Source organism: Shewanella sp. WE21, assembly GCF_002966515.1.
In the GTDB taxonomy this organism is placed as follows: Bacteria; Pseudomonadota; Gammaproteobacteria; order Enterobacterales; family Shewanellaceae; genus Shewanella; species Shewanella oncorhynchi.
The window spans coordinates 892,096-908,533 of record NZ_CP023019.1 but is presented as its reverse complement, the minus strand read 5'-3'; the positions used below and the strand labels follow the sequence as shown (position 1 = coordinate 908,533).

Genomic DNA, 16,438 nt, shown 5'->3' with positions numbered 1-16,438 from the left:
TGTGAATCGAGATTTTTATGAGCGAATTATCAGCTGTTTACCGCGAAACTGCCGAGCAGATTTCTTACAATGTTGCGAATAAAGTATTACCAATGGCTAAATTACCGGGTGACTTATTAGCAGCGTACCAAGGTTTGTGTGCCGAACTGTTGGAAGACAGGGAAGGTAAATTTAGCCAAGCTTGGGCATCTTTACCTGCCAGTGCACGTAATCTAATGGAACAAGCCGCATTCCACGGTTTCTATATCGCGAATGCTTGGTTGCAATTGAGTCGTGTCGCCCAAGAAATTTCTGAGCAAGCCGATACCGATAGTGCAATCCAAGAGCAAGAATATAATGGCATTTTTACGCGCTTAGCCGATGAATCGCTCAAAGAAAGCCTACGTAAGTTGAAGAAAGCGCGTACCGATCGCGCTTTGCTCAATAGCTTTAAACAGGTGATGGCACCTTAGTGTTCTATTGAAATGAAAAACTGTGCCTGAAATGAAAAAGCCCGTTACTGCAAAGTAACGGGCTTTTTGCTGGCTAGCACAAACGCTCAACTAAGCTGTTTTACTGCAACTTGAGTCGCGGCAACGCTATGCTTAGAACGAAGTGCGTTTGTAACGGCGATATTCTGGACTCCAGAAATTGCCTTCAATCGACTGCTGTAAGATCTCATCGCTCATTGGCAGCGTTAACCCTTGTTCAACTGCGACTTTACCTACGGCGAAAGCAATATGCTTACTCACCGCATGGATATCTTCGAGTTTAGGCAGTAGTGGACCTGTACCATCGATTGCCAGTGGCGAACATTCGGCAAGTGCGCGACTTGAAGCCATCAACATGGCATCGGATACGTGACGTGCGCCAGACGCTAATACGCCTAAGCCAATACCTGGGAAGATAAAGCTGTTGTTGCACTGGGCAATTTCATAGGTTTCACCATCGACAACCACAGGCTCGAATGGGCTGCCCGTAGCGACGAGTGCTTGACCTGAGGTCCAATGCAAAATGTCCTTCGGTGTCGCTTCTACGCGGCTGGTGGGGTTCGACATAGGGAAAATAATCGGCCGAGCACAATGGCTGTGCATAGCACGGATGATTTCTTCGGTGAAGAGTCCTGGAACGCCAGATACCCCAATCAGCACTGTCGGCTTGGCGTTGTTAACCACATCGAGCAGTGAAATATTGTCGCTGAAATTGCTCCAATTTTGGATGTTGGTGCATTTCTGCGCCAATTTTTGCTGGAATGGCAACAGGTTAGGCATGTTGTCGAGCAATAAGCCCCAACGGTCAACCATACACACTTGAGTGCGAGCTTGCTCGTCGCTGATCCCTTCAGACACCATTTGTGCCACGATAGCTTCGGCAATACCGCAACCGGCACTACCAGCACCAAGGAAGGCGATACGTTGTTGATTCAATTCAGTGCCCGCAGCCTTACACGCGGCGAGCAAGCAACCAACGGCAACCGCAGCAGTACCTTGAATATCATCGTTAAAGCAGCAATAGCGATCCTTATACCGCTCTAGGATCGGCATGGCATTCTTTTGGGCAAAGTCTTCGAACTGGATCAAAGTATCCGGCCAACGCACGTGGACGGCTTGCATAAAGGCTTCGATAAACTCGGCATATTCTTCGCCACCGATGCGTGGATGGCGCCAACCCATATACATAGGATCTTCTAACAACTGCGGATTATCTGTACCTACATCTAAGGTAATAGGCAGGGTATAAGCCGGACTGATACCGCCACAGCTAGTGTAGAGTGACAGCTTACCGATAGGGATCCCCATGCCGCCAATACCTTGATCGCCAAGGCCTAAAATACGTTCACCATCAGTGACTACTATGATTTTAACTTTTTGACGAGTCGAGTTATTGAGGATGTCATCGATCCTATCTTTGTTCGGATAGGAGATAAACAAACCACGGTTGCGGCGATAGTTTTTCGAGAAACGTTCACAAGCTAAACCTACCGTCGGCGTATAGATGATGGGCATCATCTCGCTGATGTTATTTTGCACTAAACGATAAAATAAGGTCTCGTTTGTGTCTTGGATATTACGTAGGTAAATGTGCTTGTCTAAGTCGTTATTGAAACTTCTAAATTGATCGTAGGCGCGAGAAGCCTGCTCCTCAATCGTTTCAATGGCATAGGGGACTAAGCCTTCGAGGTTAAAGAAAATACGCTCTTCTTCAGAAAATGCACTGCCCTTGTTAATCAGTGGGGCTTCAAGAATGGCAGGTCCTGCAAACGGAAGATAGAGGGGGCGTTTATTATCGTCCATGGGTAACCTTTTGAGTTATTGTTTAAGTGGTCAATACGTGCTGTAAGTCACGTAAGGTTATCATGAAATGTGATCTTTGTTGTCCGTGGAACGAGGTATTTGTGGTTTTTTTTGCAGCAGTAAAAAAGTCAGCTGTTTTAAACAGGATTTCTGAGGTTGTTGAGATGGAATTGTTAAGGTCTTGTTTATATCCAAACAAGCTCAGGTGTAGATAAAAACGGATATAAAAAAACGCAGCCTAAGCTGCGTTTTATGTCATAAGTTTAGCGTTATACGCCGCGATACTTAAGTGATAAGCCGCGGATAAAGTTACGCAGTATTTGATCGCCACACTCTTTAAAATTCTTGTGGTCTGGATTGCGGAACAGGGCGCTTAGCTCTGATTTTGACATTTGCACTTCGGCTAAAGCCAAAGCTGCTACTATGTCTTCCTCACGCATTTCGAGGGCAACTCTCAGCTTTTTAAAGATGAGGTTGTTGTTTAAACGTGAAACGGGCGCTGGAATTTCTGCACCTTCACGTAGACCGCGCTTCTCTATGATAAGACCATCTAAAAACTGACATAAGGTCGTGTCGTTACAAGCTTTATAACCTTCTTCCTCTTCTTTACGTAGAAGATCAATCATCTCTTCGACAGGCACTTCTCTTCCAGCTTTAGCAAAAATTTTAATCATTTTTGCATTGCTAAAATCAAACACGAAGCGCAAACGGCGCAAAATATCATTATTAATCATGGTCATCTCTTGGCGCGGCTGCGCTATCTGGTTTAAGAGCCCGCATTATATACCCAAACCACCTTAATTGCAGAATTCAGCGGGAATTTAATGGCAGTTAGTTAAGGCCATTTATTGCTCCGGCATAAACATTCTGGGCAATTAACCTTTAATGATGTTGTACCAATAGATAAACAGTGCCGCGAAAATCAGTAGATAAATCAGGCCAAACCAAGAGAGGAGTTTCATCTTAGTGCCGTATCTATCGGCCTCGGGGAGCTGTTTGCTGGTCATTAAGCGGTAATTTAACCAAGCAAAAATGACTGTGGTCATAAAGGCCAAGATCATCACAAACTCGAGTAACGGTAAGAGTGCACCTTTAAAGAAGAGGATCAGCAATAAGCCAAAGGCACTGATGGCGAGCATAATCCCAGTGAGGCGTTTGTCTGAACTGGTCTTTGAGGTGAGTAACTGCCAGCCCATATCTAAGGTACGGCTATAGCCATCAATCACTGTTACTGTTGTGCTGAAAATACACAGAAATGCCACAATACCAATAAGATAACGACTCTCGCCGCCCATCACTTGGCTGTAAAGATTAATCAATTGATTAGCAAACTGTGCGCCGGAATCTGAAAAGTGTTCGCCACTGCCGTGCATCACTAAAGCGCCCAAGGACAAAAACACGATCGCGAGGATCGCAGTGATGATATAGCCTAAGTTAAAGTCGAGCAGTGCCTGCGCTTTCGTGACCGTCTGGCTTTTTTGTTTTTCGAGCAACCAGAGAGAATTCCAAGCGCTGACTTCAATCGGTGCTGGCATCCAACCCATCATGGCGACCAAAAATCCCACATGGGCCCATTGCCAAGGTGAAGGAGAGACAAAATTGCTCGCTAATGGTTGAGCGTGATCCCAAGCCAAGGCCACGGCAATTAAGGTGGTTAAGGTTAGGGCGAACATGATGATCTTAGTGAGTCTATCAAGCAGTTGATAATGGCCTAAAATCAGTAAAGCCAATGAACTCAGCAATACCAGTAGGGCTAACCAATCGATGGGGAGCGGAATAAATTGGGTCAACATAGCGGCGGTTAACATGCACACCCCTGCTGTACTGGCAATGGCGGCGATCACATTGAGCCCAGTAAACAGCAGTAAGTAACCTCGGCCCTGTTTTTGGTAGCCGTGCAGTAGACTCTCTCCTGTGGCAGCTGTGTAGCGTGCGCCAGCTGCAAAGAAGGGATACTTAAGTAAATTCACCCCAAGAATAACCCAAGCCAGTTGCCAACCAAATTCGGCGCCCGCCCGAGTCGAGGCGACTAAATGGGATGCGCCAATCGCCGCGGCGGCCATAAGTACACCTGGGCCCATGGCTTTAATGCCGAGAGTTAGGTGTGTCATCCAAGAAGATGAAGGAGAAGTTACTGAAGATTCTGTCATGTCGTTATTAAAAATGCCTGTTGAAAATTAATCTGGGGAATCGAACACTCCATCATGCTAAGGCTGCGCTCATGTAAAAGCTGCGCTAACGCTAAGTGAGTGGCTCAACATTAAAGGTAAAGTGATTGAACTAAAAGTCGTTTTATTCAATTTATCTGTTTAATTTTTGGCTGAGTAAAGTTTCAATGCGTTTTAAGCTTGCAGCCATTTCGACTACGATTTGTAATAGCGTATTATCTGGCTGTGCCGATGGGATTGTTGGGTGCAAGGGTTGGGTAAGCCGTTCTTTTTGTTCTAATACGCGGGTTCTAAATTGAGGCGCATCGACTATGCCGACTAAGCTTATCAATGCGCCTGTGCCCGATTGCCCTGCGGTTTCTACCGTGAGTTTATGCAGACCAAATAGGCGCATAATTGGGCCTTGGATCAATGCCATATCGGTAATTTTGTCCAAAGGCACAGTGTTTTCAGTACGAGTTAATATGCCCCTCCTGACAATAAGTTTATTGCTGGTGAGCTCGGCACTCATATTGCGAATATAGCGGCGAGTCCCCCACAGCCCGATTGGAAACCAAAGCAATAACAAGGGAATACCTATTATGCTCAGGCTGAAATAGGCGGCCCCTGAAAGCAACCAATACAGACCTAAATGGGTTTCAAACTCTGCTTGATAAATAATCTTGTCTTCCATCTTTCTTCCTTTAATTCTGATATTCAAATACTGCGACTTGTCTTGTAGGTTGAATTTTTAGTGCCTAGACCTTCTTTGATTCTCGTATGAGAAAAATACACTGTCTCAAATGTAACAAAAGTTTAACTTTTATTTCTCTGCCATTGACTTTGGTTTGTAACTCATTACCTTGTGTATTGTTAATTTAGGGTTTTCTTATTGTTAAAATAATTTTAATGAGATAAATAAAACAAGGGAAATGTATGAACAGACCTCAGATTCTACCCAGTGCTTGTGCAATCGCAATTGCTATGGCATGTGCGCCAACAGTGGCCCATGCTGCCGATAAAGGTGCAGAAAAAGTTGAACGTATTGAAGTAACGGGTTCCCGTATTAAACGTACCGATATTGAAGGCCCTTCCCCTATTCAATCGATCAGTAAAGACGATATTGCCAATATGGGATTTGATAACCTGCAGCAATTACTTGAACGCATGCCTGCCAATGGTGCTGGCGCGTTTTCTACCCGAGGAAACAGCCAAGATTCAACCGCCAACGGCGGCGCATCTATCAGTCTACGTGGTTTAGGCCCAGACGCGACCTTAGTGTTAATTAACGGTCGTCGTGTTGCGGCGAGTGCTTTTGCCGAAGGTATCACTAATTCCTTTGTTGATATCAATAATATTCCGGTATCAGCTATTGAACGTATCGACATACTGAAGGATGGTGCATCGGCTATTTATGGTTCTGATGCGATCGCGGGTGTGGTTAACATTGTTCTGAAAAAAGATATTGAAGGCATTGAGGTCAATCTTGGCTACGGTGATGCTTCAGGCACTGGCTACGATGAAACGACAGCGAATATGGTGTGGGGGATGAAGTCCGATAAGGGCAGTGCTTCCGTTATCCTCGACTATTTCAAAAATGACACTTTAGCTGCGACTGATTTAGGACGTTTTGGTGTTTCAAATCAATCACCTTATGGTGGTGAAGATTTTCGTTCTTCCCGTGGCTTTCCTGGGTATTTCTATGTTGATGGTGTTAAAACTATCGACCCTGCTTGTCCTGCTGATAGTGCAACCGCGAGTGGAAGTTGTTTATTTGAGTACGGCTCATACAATTTTGTTGCACCGGCTGCGGAGCGCGTAGGGGCTATTGGCCAATTTGACTATCATTTTAATGATGATTTAACAGCATTTTTAGAGTTAGCGGCGCAGCACAATACCTCAATCGCAGGTGGAGCACCGACACCACTTGACGAGGATGCTGGTTTAACTGTACCTGGATCTCACCCGAATAATCCTTGGGGGAAAGATATTGAAATTGGTCGCTTCCGTACGGTTGATGCGGGGGCGCGACGTTGGGATATTGAATCCGATAGTTTACGTTTAGTTGCTGGTTTACGCGGTGTAGTAAAAGAGTGGGATTGGGAAGCTTCTGTTCAAAAAGGTCGCAGTGAGTCGACTCAAACGGGTGATCGCAGCCAAGGCTGGGTAAGAACAGATTATTTGCAACGTGAAATTGATGCGGGTCGTTACAATCCTTTCGGCGGCACGATGAACTCACAAGAGGTCATTGACGCTATTACCACCAGTTTAGTACGCCAAGGTTTGTCAAACATGACATCTTATGCGGCTAACATATCTGGTCAAGCATTTACCTTGGCTGGTCGCGACATCATGATGGCGGCGGGAGCTGAATATCGCGAAGAAGATGTCAGTGATGTGCCCGATGAGCAATTCCAACGTGGATTGATTTTTGGTACTGAAGCTGTCTCTGCGGCGGCATCCCGTGAGCAATATGCCGCTTATATGGAATTATCTATTCCAGTCACGGATAACTTCGAGTTGCAACTCGCTGGTCGATATGATCATTACAGCGATTTTGGTTCAACGACTAACCCTAAAGTCGCCTTTCAATGGGGAGTGACTGACGAGCTAACGGCGCGCGCGTCTTGGTCTACGGGCTTCCGTGCACCCTCGTTAGCGCAGATAGGTCTTGGTCCATCTCGCGAAAGTAGTTTCTTTGTCGATACTTACCGTTGCGCTGCCGATAATGTTGATTGTGAAGCCTTAGATTACAACACTGAATTTGAAGGTAACTCTGAGCTGGATGCTGAAGAATCCGAAACTTGGAACGTCGGTATGATCTGGGCGCCGAGTCAGACGTTTGATGTGGGTTTTGATATCTTTAGCATCACGCAAGACAACAAAATTGATAAACAGCCATTAGGCGATATCTATACTGCAAATTGTAACGATCAAAATAGCACAGTGTGCGAGCGCTTAGCGCCACAGCTAGGTCAAACTTTAGGTCCGATCAGTATTATCCATTCAAGCTTTATCAACTTAAGCTCTCAAGATGTACAAGGGATGGATGTCTCTAGTCATTATGGTTTTGAGTTAGATAGCTATGGGGATTTGAAGTTTGGCTTAGAGTACAGCTACTTACATAATTTTGAGGAAGATGGTCTGGATTACACGGGTGAGTATAAGTTCCCTCAACATCGCTGGTTACTCACCACTAACTGGACTATGGATAATTTTGCCGCCAATATTAATTTGAGTTACATCGGTGAATTTGAAGATACTCCAGATATCAATTTCGATGGTGTACTTGATTTTGAAAGTAATAAGTCTCGTATGATCGACTCTCAATTATTGGTCGACATGTCTGGTACTTATCGCTTCAATGAAATGTTCAAGCTGACACTAGGCGTGAACAACGTATTTGATGAAGAGCCACCATTTGCTATCGGTGACGGTGATACGGATCTCTACGGCTATGTTATTTCAGTACATAATCCTATGGGCCGCTACATTTACACTAAATTCACGATGAACTTCTAACTACCGCTTAGCGTCATTTAATTCGGAATGGCGCGTCATTTATGATGGGGGGTGTGATCTCTAATAAAAAAGGCCAATAATGATATTGGCCTTTATTTTTATAGGGTTAAAACTTGTGACGGTTGAGTTTATAACTGAGTCGCTGCCCACTTTGCGCGACTTTCACGGCTTTCACTCATTTTGGTCGGTTCACGGAAGGCTTTGTAGGCCTCCACGTCGAGAGCCACTAGGCTGACGTCGACTTCTAGGACCAGTTTGCACTCTTTCTTAATGCGCCAAGCTGCAGTGTTGTACAGCTCAGTAAAAGGCAGTGAACTTAAGAATTCGGGGTTGTATTGTGTGTAAACCGCTTGAGTGGGGTAGACCACGAAGGCTAAGTGACGTTTAGGTTCTTTCTTAAATAGTTCTTCGATACCATCGCAGGTGTTGAGCACTTGCATCTCAATGATGTCATCAATATCAAGCAGTTTCTTTTGCGCCAGCTCAGGTGCCAGTTGTTCACCGCTTTCCCAGGCGAGTACATCGGCTTCGCTATGGTTAGTCAGAGCACCAACTTGAGCCACGCTTAAGCTGAGTGACTGGCGTAAGTAGCTCATTTCGATGGCATTCAAGCCAATGTTCTTAGACATAATCGTGTTCTCAATGCAATAAAAGTAAAATTAGTATTTGATCTTTAACCAGATTTCTTCAACCCATTCCCAAAACGACTCCCAATAGATATCGGTAAAGTCGCCGTTTTTCCAGAAATGTACTTGACCATCTTGGTCGATACAGTAAAAAGCATCACCCAGCTGACATATGGCAATCATGTCCCTTGGCATACCGATGGACCACGCATAGCAAGTCACTTCGGGCAGGTAGGTGTGCGAGTAGGGATCCGATGCTGTTACTGGCTCTATCGTGCCGTAAATTACATCACTGGCATACAACAGGTATTCTTTTAGCTCCCTTGGCAATGAAATCAGGATTTGCTCTTCGACTTCGACGAGCTGCTCAAATGTGGGTAATTCGAGTGGTACAGGAACAGTTTCGCTGCGTTCTTGGAGTTGCTCAATAATGTCGTGCATGGCATTTCCTGCTGATAGGGCTATGGCGCGGGATTATATACTTAAAAAGACGTTCGATGCGAGAGAGTGCATTTTTCAGCTTATTTTTAATATGTTTTTTCAGGCACTGTAAAATATAAAAAAAGGCGCTGGCACCTTTACAGATAACCAGCGCAAGAGTGGAAGCTTTTTAGTTAAGCGACTGAGGCTCTTAATAAACTGGCTTCATCAACCCGTTTATAGTTAAGCCATGCCTTGTGGTACAACTTATGTGATTCTTGACGTAATTGGGCAATCTGCGCGAGTTCAAACTCACTTAGTGAACGTTGTTGTTTACGAGCATTGGCCTCAATCCTTTGTACTTTTTCATATACCTTGTGTTCAGGACCATTTTTGATATCAGCGATATCCTGTAGGTGTAACTGCACTTCAGCAATCATGCCTGATTGGGGTAAGCGTACCAGTAGATTGAGATCGCGATAGCCAGAGGCTTTAGGTTCAGCAAAGCGGTTTTTTTGTTTCACAACTTGGGTGTGCTCATTCAAAGTTTGGTAGGCATGCATCAGATCTTGAATGCTGTCGGTCACAATACTTGCCCTTGCAAGGTCGGTAATTTGGCTGGCATCACCGTTAAATTTTGTGGCCACTTTATCGGCAGCTCTTTGGTAACTCTTTACTGGCGGAACAATCACTTGTGCCTGTGAATAATGGGCAATATTGGTGAGTAATTGGGCGAGTTCAGCTTGTGCATCATAGGCTTGGTGATGGAGCACGGATAAGTCATTCGAGGATTGATGAGGCGCATCGAAGGTCTGACTGCTGAGTGCATATAGACCTTGTAGGTCATGGCTTGATGCCTGTCTTGCACTGTAATTACCACGTTCTGCTTTACTGTCACTAATGTCGAGAGGATTTGCTACACCAGCGCGGCTTGATAATAAGAGTAGAAAAATAAAAAAAGTACGAAATAACTTAGTCATGCGGCCTACTTCCTTATGGGTGAGTTATTCAGGTCACGCACCCACCATAGGCTTCTATTGCTTAATTAAAGCTGAACCAACCATGAAGACTTGTTCATCTTGCGCATGGGGCTCAGTGGTTTAAGGAAATAAAAATGGCGCCACCTGTAACAGTGAGCGCCATTGTTGGCCAGCTTATGCCACTGAACAGTGATTTAAATTTGGCTTACCAAATTTTTACGCGTTTCTCTGGTGCGATATACATAGCATCGCCAGGTTTTACATCATATGTAGTGTAGAACTCAGGCATGTTAGATAGTGCACCCAGTGCGCGGAATTCCGCAGGTGAGTGTGGATCGGTCGCTACGCGGTTACGCATTGCTTCTTCTTTAGCTTTTGCGCGCCAAATTTGCGTGAAGCCGATGAAGAAACGTTGATCGCCCGTTAAGCCATCGATAACAGGTGCATCTTTACCGTTAAGCGATTTTTTATAAGCACGATAAGCGATAGTCACACCTGACAAGTCACCAATGTTCTCGCCTAAGGTTAAGCTGCCGTTGACATGCAGATCATCAAACACTGCGTAACCATCGTATTGTGCGATTAGCGCTTTGCCGCGAGCAGAGAACTCTTTCAAGTCTTGCTCTGTCCACCAATCACGCATGTTGCCTTCGCCATCGAATTTAGCGCCTTGGTCGTCAAAACCGTGGCCCATTTCATGGCCGATCACCGCACCAATACCACCGTAGTTGACTGCATCGTCAGCCGCCAAATTGAAGAAGGGTGGTTGCAGAATGGCAGCAGGGAACACGATTTCATTCATGGTTGGGTTGTAGTAAGCGTTAACCGTTTGTGGCGTCATGTGCCATTCGTCTTTATCGATTGGCGCGCCCAGTTTGGCTAGTGATTTAGCATGTTCAACTTCGCTGGCACGCATAGCGTTACCGACTAAGTCGTCTGCCTTGATGGTCAGCTTACTGTAATCTTCCCATTTGTTCGGGTAACCGATTTTCGGGTTGAATTTTGCTAATTTATCCGCCGCAGCCACTTTAGTGCTGTCGCTCATCCAAGTTAATTCTTTGATGCTGTCGCCGTAAGCACCACGCAGGTTTTCAACCAGTGCTTGCATACGGTCTTTGGCTTCTGGAGTGAAGTGACGTTTGACATACACTTTACCCACAACTTCACCAAGAACGCCATTGACGGCTGCAACGCCACGCTTCCAACGAGGTTCTTGTTCTTCTTGACCATTTAAGGTTTTAGAGAAGAAAGCGAAGTTTTCATTGTCTAACGCTTCACTTAGATTGCTCGCCGCGTGCGTCAGCACTTGCCATTGCATATAGGTTTTCCAAGTGGCTAACTCAGTCGTTTTTAAAACTTCGTTTAACCCTTGGATATAGCTAGGTTGGTTAACTATGATATCAGTTTGCTTGTCAGCGCCAAGAGCGGCTAAGTAGCCTGCCCAATCGATATCCGGTGCCAGTGTTGGCAGATCTTTGACTTGATATAGATTATAGGTCTTAGTGCTGTCGCGGTTTTCAACCACATCCCAGTGCTTGGCAGCAATGGCCGTTTCTAAGGCTAAAATAGCTTCAGCACTGGCTTTAGGATTAGCAAGACCCGCAAGGGTAAACATTTTTTCGATATGGGCGACATATGCCTTACGGATATTAACGAAGCGTTCTGATTCGTTAAAGTAGTAGTCTTTCTCTGGCAGGCTTAGGCCATATTGATAGAGATGCGTTGCGTAACGGCTAGAGTTTTTCGCATCGATATCGATATAAAATGCTATTGGGGTACCCGCGCCAGCGATTTGGCTGTGGGCGAAGTACTTCACTAATTCATTCTTATCTTTTAAGGCATTAATAGCATCAAATTCGCCTTGGATTGGTGTGACTCCCAGTTTATTGAGTGTCTCAGTATCCATAAATGAACGATATAAATCGGCTACTTTTTGCTCGTCTGTACCAGCGGCGAGATTGGGCGTTGCAGCCACTTCTTCGATAATAGCTTTTACGTCGTCACGTGATTTTTCACGTAAATCGTAGAAAGTGCCAATGCTAGTGCGATCGGCTGGGATCTCAGTGTTTTTTAGCCAAGTGCCGTTAACGTATTTATAGAAATCGTCTTGTGGACGAATCGCTTTATCAAAATTAGCAAATTCAATTCCAGAACCTAGTGCTTGAGTCACTGCCGCTGCGGTGGCTGTTTTAGCAGTTTCAGGTGCTTTAACTTCGGCAGCCTTGTCATTACAGGCAGTCAGGCCTGCGATAAGTGAGGCACACAGTCCCCCAATGAGTACTTTTCTCATGTTGTTTCCTTCGAGTTTATTATTGTGCCCATTATTGGGGCTGTTATTTTGGCAAAATGGGATTGCTTCAGGCGCAATGAACTATGTTAATGCCTTACTAGGAATCGAAACAAGGTCATTACAGTGTTTATCGTGGATTTATCTTGAGTGATATGTAACTAAAGGTTACCAGTGAGCATATTTAAGTCAGTCGCTGCAAAGTTACCGTATGCAGGCCTTTTCAGGTAAGTGAGCACTTCGATTTATCATTTTAAAATAGGGTTAATTCAGTTGCCTAATTAGTTTTGCAGGGTTACCTGCAACCACTGTTTTGGCTGCGACATTTTTAGTCACTACGGCGCCAGCACCGATGACGGCATCATCACCAATATTGATTCCTGGCATTATGATTGCGCCGCCGCCAATCCATACCCGTTTACCGATGTGAATCGCTTTAGCGGTTTCCAAACCTGAGCAACGTAGCTCGGCATCAAGTGGGTGACTTGAGGTATAAAACTGTACATTGGGGCCAATCATAGTCTGTTCATCAATAAAAATGGGGGCATTATCCTGTAAGGTGACATTGATATTGATGAACACTCTGTCAGCAAGAGTAAGATTAATGCCATAACTGATAAAAATCGGCGTGGAGATAGTTGCGACTGGCGATTTAAGGGGTATAAGTTGTTGGCAGAGTTGGGCGTACTCAGTGCTATTTTGAGCAATCGTTTGATTTAATTGTCGATTCAGTCGCTGCTGTTGTGCTCTTAAACTTAAGAGTTCGCTGTCAAGACAATCATATTCTTGGCCTGTGATCATCTTTTGGAATTCAGTCATAGCATCTTTCCCTATGGTGATTACTGTCAATGCGTAAGGGCTAAATAGAAACACAGCTCGTGTTGAGCAGCAATTCTTTGCCCTTTGAACGGGTCGGCTTCATAATACGGCAGTTTTCTTTATTGAAGTTGAGTATTAACGTGCGTTTAGACAAATTTATCTGTGAGAGTACCTCATTGACTCGCTCATTAGCGAAAAAAGCCCTGCATCGCGGTGATATTACTTGTGATGGCTTAGTCGTTAAAGACTCGGGTTTTAAAGTGACTGAAGGTATGTGTGTTTGCCTTGAAGGCGAGCCGATTGTCTTAGTGGGCGAGCGTTATTTAATGCTTAACAAACCGGTAGACACTATTTGCTCGACGATAGATGAAACCTACCCTTCGGTATTGAGCTTAGTGGATGTACCTAAGCCAGAAACTCTGCACATTGCTGGTCGTTTAGATGCCGATACTACAGGGCTAGTGTTGATTACCAGTGATGGTCAATGGTCGCATAAGATCACCTCACCGAAGAAAGAATGTGGCAAACGCTATTTAGTGCAACTCGCTGAGCCTGTGGATGCTAGTTTGATTGCGGTATTTGCCGCTGGCGTTGAATTGCGCGGTGAAGATGGTCTAACTAAGCCAGCGTTACTGGAGATTATTGATCCACAATTAGTGCGATTAACCATCACCGAAGGTAAGTATCATCAAGTGAAGCGTATGTTTGCCGCTGTGGGCAATCATGTGCAAGGGTTGCATCGTGAAAGTGTAGGGCAAATTGAATTAGACCCCACCTTAGCACTGGGTGAATGGCGATATTTGACGGCTGAAGAGATAGCTTCAGTCTGATGAGTTTGATATAAAAAATGCCGCCCGAGTTTTACTTTGGCGGCATTTTTATTTGTGCTAAATAGCTTTTATTACTGTTTCTTTAAAATCAGATGACCGCTGATGGTATTCATCTTCACGTTGGCTGCACCAGAGCCTGTTTGGAATGATAACTCTGTGCTTGGTACATATTTTTGTTTTTGCGGTACATCTTGGGTTAAACCGTTGTTGATTTTTCCACCAGGACCACCATTTAAGTTGAAGCTTGCATCGGGAACATCATTAAAGATCACGGTAATATCGCCACTCACACTTTCTAAATTCGCTTTGTTGAAGTTTTTAGCGAGTGACACTTGTGAATCTCCGCTGACGGTTCTGAGCTCGATTTCCTTGGTGACACTAAAGTTAGCATTCACTTCACCTGAGACTTGTTCAATCGTGACTTTTTCTGCTTGAGTGTGGCTTTTTAAGTCACCGCTAACGAGGCGATAATTCATTTCTCCTTTACTGTCAGTGTCCTGAATCGTGCCGGATACGGTTTCTAATTTGATTTTTCCATCAAGTGCTTTGGTCGTGATATCACCAGAGACTGTATGTAACTCAGGTTTACCACTTAAGTTGTTGGCGTTGATATTGCCGCTTACCGTATTCAAATCTAGTTCACCTTGAGTTTCGGCAACTTGCAGATTGGCAGAGATGGTATCTGCACTGAGTTTAACCGTTTTTGGGACTTTAATGGTGAGCTGTGATCCTTTGTCATTATTGCCATTATAGTGGCGAGGCATCTTGTCTTCGATATTGAGACTATTTCCCTGTTGCTCAAACACAAAGCCTTCGCTCAATTCATCTAATGTGCCAGTGACACTCACTTCACTCTTATCCCATGTTTGAATGGTCACATCACCGCGTTGGACTTTGATCTGCAGTTGAGTGTCGCTGCTGACACTTAACTGTTTATCAACGCTTTGTGCTGCTAACACATTGCCCATTAAGCCTAAACAGAGTGTCGAAACCAATAGGCTAGCTTTAGTGAGATTGCGGTTGCTCATAGGGTGTTTCCTTGTGTCGAGTTTCTAATGGGTAATTTTTGGCCCTGTTGTAATAGGTCGAGCTCACGCTGCTGCACCCAAAGCCAGAGTTGCCAAAGTTGTTTATCGGTTGGATTCGCTTGTAAAGCTTGGTAAATCTGTGTTGCCGCGAGCCTTAGCTCAGTTAAACCTTGCTCAACGGGTGCGCTGAAACTGCTCGTTTGCCACATTAGCGCATTTGGCGCCTGTTCTAGGTTGTCCACTTGCGCTTGGTGTGATGTTGCAATTTGGGTGAGTAATAAATGTAAGGCCGCATCCCCTGGTTGCTCTGGCATAGCTTGGTTCTGGGCAAGCTCTGTCTGCTGCATTATGAATGAGTTGAAATAGGGCAATTGGGTATATCCCAATGCCGCTAGAATAATAAACGAAGCCGCTATCGCCCAAGCGTGACTCTTCTGGGATTTGTACGTTTGGGCTATCAGCGTTTTATCCATGCGTTTTTCAATGCCTTGCCACAGATCATGTGTAGGCGACATCTCTTTGGGCGCGCTATTGATCAATTGCTCAAGCTGTTGTTCACGGGAAAGCGGCGTTAACGTCATTACAGCATCTCCTGTAGTAGTTGCTTAGCTCTATGGTATTGGGTCTTGCTGGTGCCGACGGCAATGCCAAGTAAGTCAGCGATTTCATCATGTTGATAACCTTCGATTGCACAGAGTACGAAAACCATGCGAGCGCGTTCTGGCAGTTTGAAAATTAACTTATCTAATCCGCTATAGCTGCTATCAGAGCTTAAGGGCTCAGTTTCATGTTCCAGCGGAATAAATCGTGACCAAAAGGACTTTTGTTTACGAATGCTGCTCAATGCTTGATTGACACAAATACTGTGTAACCAAGTGGAAAACTGACTCTCACCTCGAAATTGTGGCAACTTCTGCCACACTAAAATAAAACACTCTTGGGTAATTTCTTCGGCCATAGCGCTATGGCCGCAAAGGCGCAGTGATAGGGCGTAAATACGTTGGTAATGGCTTTGATACAGCAACTTGAAGGCAGTTTTGTCTCCTTGGCTCGCTAAGGTGACCAGTTCAAAGTCAGACATTGAGCCATTGAGTGGGAGGATCCCTGCTGTCACTGTAATTTCCTGCCATAATGATTGAGTGTTGTAGTTTTGACGCAGTGGGCGCTACAAAAGGTTTGGAACCTTAAAAAATATATTTTATTTAGATCAATTATCCAGCGTAACATTTTTGTAATTTGTAGTAGAATTCGCCCGAAAAAGTACTGCTAAGCTAATGAAGTAATTCATTTTATATCAATTGATATTATGACACTTACATCTGCTTTGAGACGGTATATTTAACGTAATTAAAACGAAATACTTTGTAGTAACGGTAGGGTATCACCTTGAAGAACTAAGTTAAAAATAATGCGGTACTCACAGTATGGGAGCTTAAATCGACAAGCTATCAAAGTATTTGATGTGAACTTTTAATGTATTGCTATGTTTGCGCTGTTAAAGGCTTA

Annotated in this window: 15 protein-coding genes; 3 read left to right on the top strand and 12 right to left on the bottom strand. The window is 44.6% G+C overall.

Annotated features, from left to right (window positions below):
• Positions 1-17 precede the first annotated feature (17 nt).
• Positions 18-452: a DUF3069 domain-containing protein gene (locus tag CKQ84_RS03840; RefSeq protein ID WP_105250165.1), complete on the top strand. Its 435-nt coding sequence runs from the start codon at positions 18-20 to the stop codon at positions 450-452.
• A 132-nt stretch (positions 453-584) separates the two neighbouring features.
• Here CKQ84_RS03840 and CKQ84_RS03835 read toward each other — a convergent pair whose 3' ends face one another.
• The 4 genes from CKQ84_RS03835 to CKQ84_RS03820 form a co-directional block, all read right to left on the bottom strand.
• Positions 585-2,273, bottom strand: coding sequence for an NAD-dependent malic enzyme (locus CKQ84_RS03835; protein ID WP_105250164.1), 1,689 nt, complete (start codon positions 2,271-2,273; stop codon positions 585-587).
• Positions 2,274-2,542: 269 nt separating this feature from the next.
• The gene (locus CKQ84_RS03830) at positions 2,543-3,007 is read right to left on the bottom strand and encodes a DUF1456 family protein (protein ID WP_168824742.1); all 465 of its coding nucleotides are present in this window, start codon (positions 3,005-3,007) and stop codon (positions 2,543-2,545) included.
• A 141-nt stretch (positions 3,008-3,148) separates the two neighbouring features.
• Positions 3,149-4,423, bottom strand: a complete 1,275-nt coding sequence (locus CKQ84_RS03825) for an Nramp family divalent metal transporter (protein WP_105250162.1) — start codon at positions 4,421-4,423, stop codon at positions 3,149-3,151.
• 151 nt (positions 4,424-4,574) lie between these two features.
• Positions 4,575-5,114, bottom strand: a complete 540-nt coding sequence (locus tag CKQ84_RS03820) for a PH domain-containing protein (protein ID WP_105250161.1) — start codon at positions 5,112-5,114, stop codon at positions 4,575-4,577.
• A gap of 242 nt (positions 5,115-5,356) precedes the next feature.
• On the opposite strand from CKQ84_RS03820, the gene CKQ84_RS03815 reads away from it, so the two are divergent.
• The gene (locus CKQ84_RS03815; protein WP_105250160.1) at positions 5,357-7,942 is read left to right on the top strand and encodes a TonB-dependent receptor; all 2,586 of its coding nucleotides are present in this window, start codon (positions 5,357-5,359) and stop codon (positions 7,940-7,942) included.
• A 128-nt stretch (positions 7,943-8,070) separates the two neighbouring features.
• Here CKQ84_RS03815 and CKQ84_RS03810 read toward each other — a convergent pair whose 3' ends face one another.
• The 5 genes from CKQ84_RS03810 to CKQ84_RS03790 form a co-directional block, all read right to left on the bottom strand.
• The gene (locus tag CKQ84_RS03810) at positions 8,071-8,571 is read right to left on the bottom strand and encodes a DUF4447 family protein (RefSeq protein WP_105250159.1); all 501 of its coding nucleotides are present in this window, start codon (positions 8,569-8,571) and stop codon (positions 8,071-8,073) included.
• A 30-nt stretch (positions 8,572-8,601) separates the two neighbouring features.
• Positions 8,602-9,009 carry an SMI1/KNR4 family protein gene (locus CKQ84_RS03805; protein WP_105250158.1) on the bottom strand — a complete coding sequence of 136 codons (408 nt, stop codon included), beginning with the start codon at positions 9,007-9,009 and terminating at the stop codon, positions 8,602-8,604.
• Between the two features lie 173 nt (positions 9,010-9,182).
• Positions 9,183-9,968, bottom strand: coding sequence for a RelA/SpoT domain-containing protein (locus tag CKQ84_RS03800; RefSeq protein WP_105250157.1), 786 nt, complete (start codon positions 9,966-9,968; stop codon positions 9,183-9,185).
• A gap of 205 nt (positions 9,969-10,173) precedes the next feature.
• Positions 10,174-12,258, bottom strand: a complete 2,085-nt coding sequence (locus tag CKQ84_RS03795) for a M13 family metallopeptidase (RefSeq protein WP_105250156.1) — start codon at positions 12,256-12,258, stop codon at positions 10,174-10,176.
• A 261-nt stretch (positions 12,259-12,519) separates the two neighbouring features.
• Positions 12,520-13,074 carry a sugar O-acetyltransferase gene (locus CKQ84_RS03790; protein WP_105250155.1) on the bottom strand — a complete coding sequence of 185 codons (555 nt, stop codon included), beginning with the start codon at positions 13,072-13,074 and terminating at the stop codon, positions 12,520-12,522.
• A 77-nt stretch (positions 13,075-13,151) separates the two neighbouring features.
• Between CKQ84_RS03790 and rsuA the strand changes: the two genes are divergently transcribed.
• Entirely contained in the window at positions 13,152-13,904 is a 753-nt protein-coding gene (rsuA, locus tag CKQ84_RS03785) for a 16S rRNA pseudouridine(516) synthase RsuA (protein WP_173248550.1), read from the top strand.
• 71 nt (positions 13,905-13,975) lie between these two features.
• Here rsuA and CKQ84_RS03780 read toward each other — a convergent pair whose 3' ends face one another.
• Genes CKQ84_RS03780 through CKQ84_RS03770 form a run of 3 tightly spaced genes read right to left on the bottom strand, consistent with a single transcriptional unit; the run spans position 13,976 to position 16,046 of the window.
• On the bottom strand, positions 13,976-14,932 hold the full coding sequence (locus tag CKQ84_RS03780) for a DUF4097 family beta strand repeat-containing protein (RefSeq protein ID WP_105250154.1): 957 nt from the start codon (positions 14,930-14,932) through the stop codon (positions 13,976-13,978).
• Positions 14,929-15,513 carry an anti-sigma factor gene (locus CKQ84_RS03775; protein ID WP_105250153.1) on the bottom strand — a complete coding sequence of 195 codons (585 nt, stop codon included), beginning with the start codon at positions 15,511-15,513 and terminating at the stop codon, positions 14,929-14,931. The genes CKQ84_RS03780 and CKQ84_RS03775 overlap by 4 nt, the downstream gene beginning before the upstream one ends.
• Entirely contained in the window at positions 15,513-16,046 is a 534-nt protein-coding gene (locus tag CKQ84_RS03770; RefSeq protein WP_105250152.1) for an RNA polymerase sigma factor, read from the bottom strand. Before CKQ84_RS03770 ends, CKQ84_RS03775 begins: the two co-directional genes overlap by 1 nt.
• Positions 16,047-16,438 lie beyond the last annotated feature (392 nt).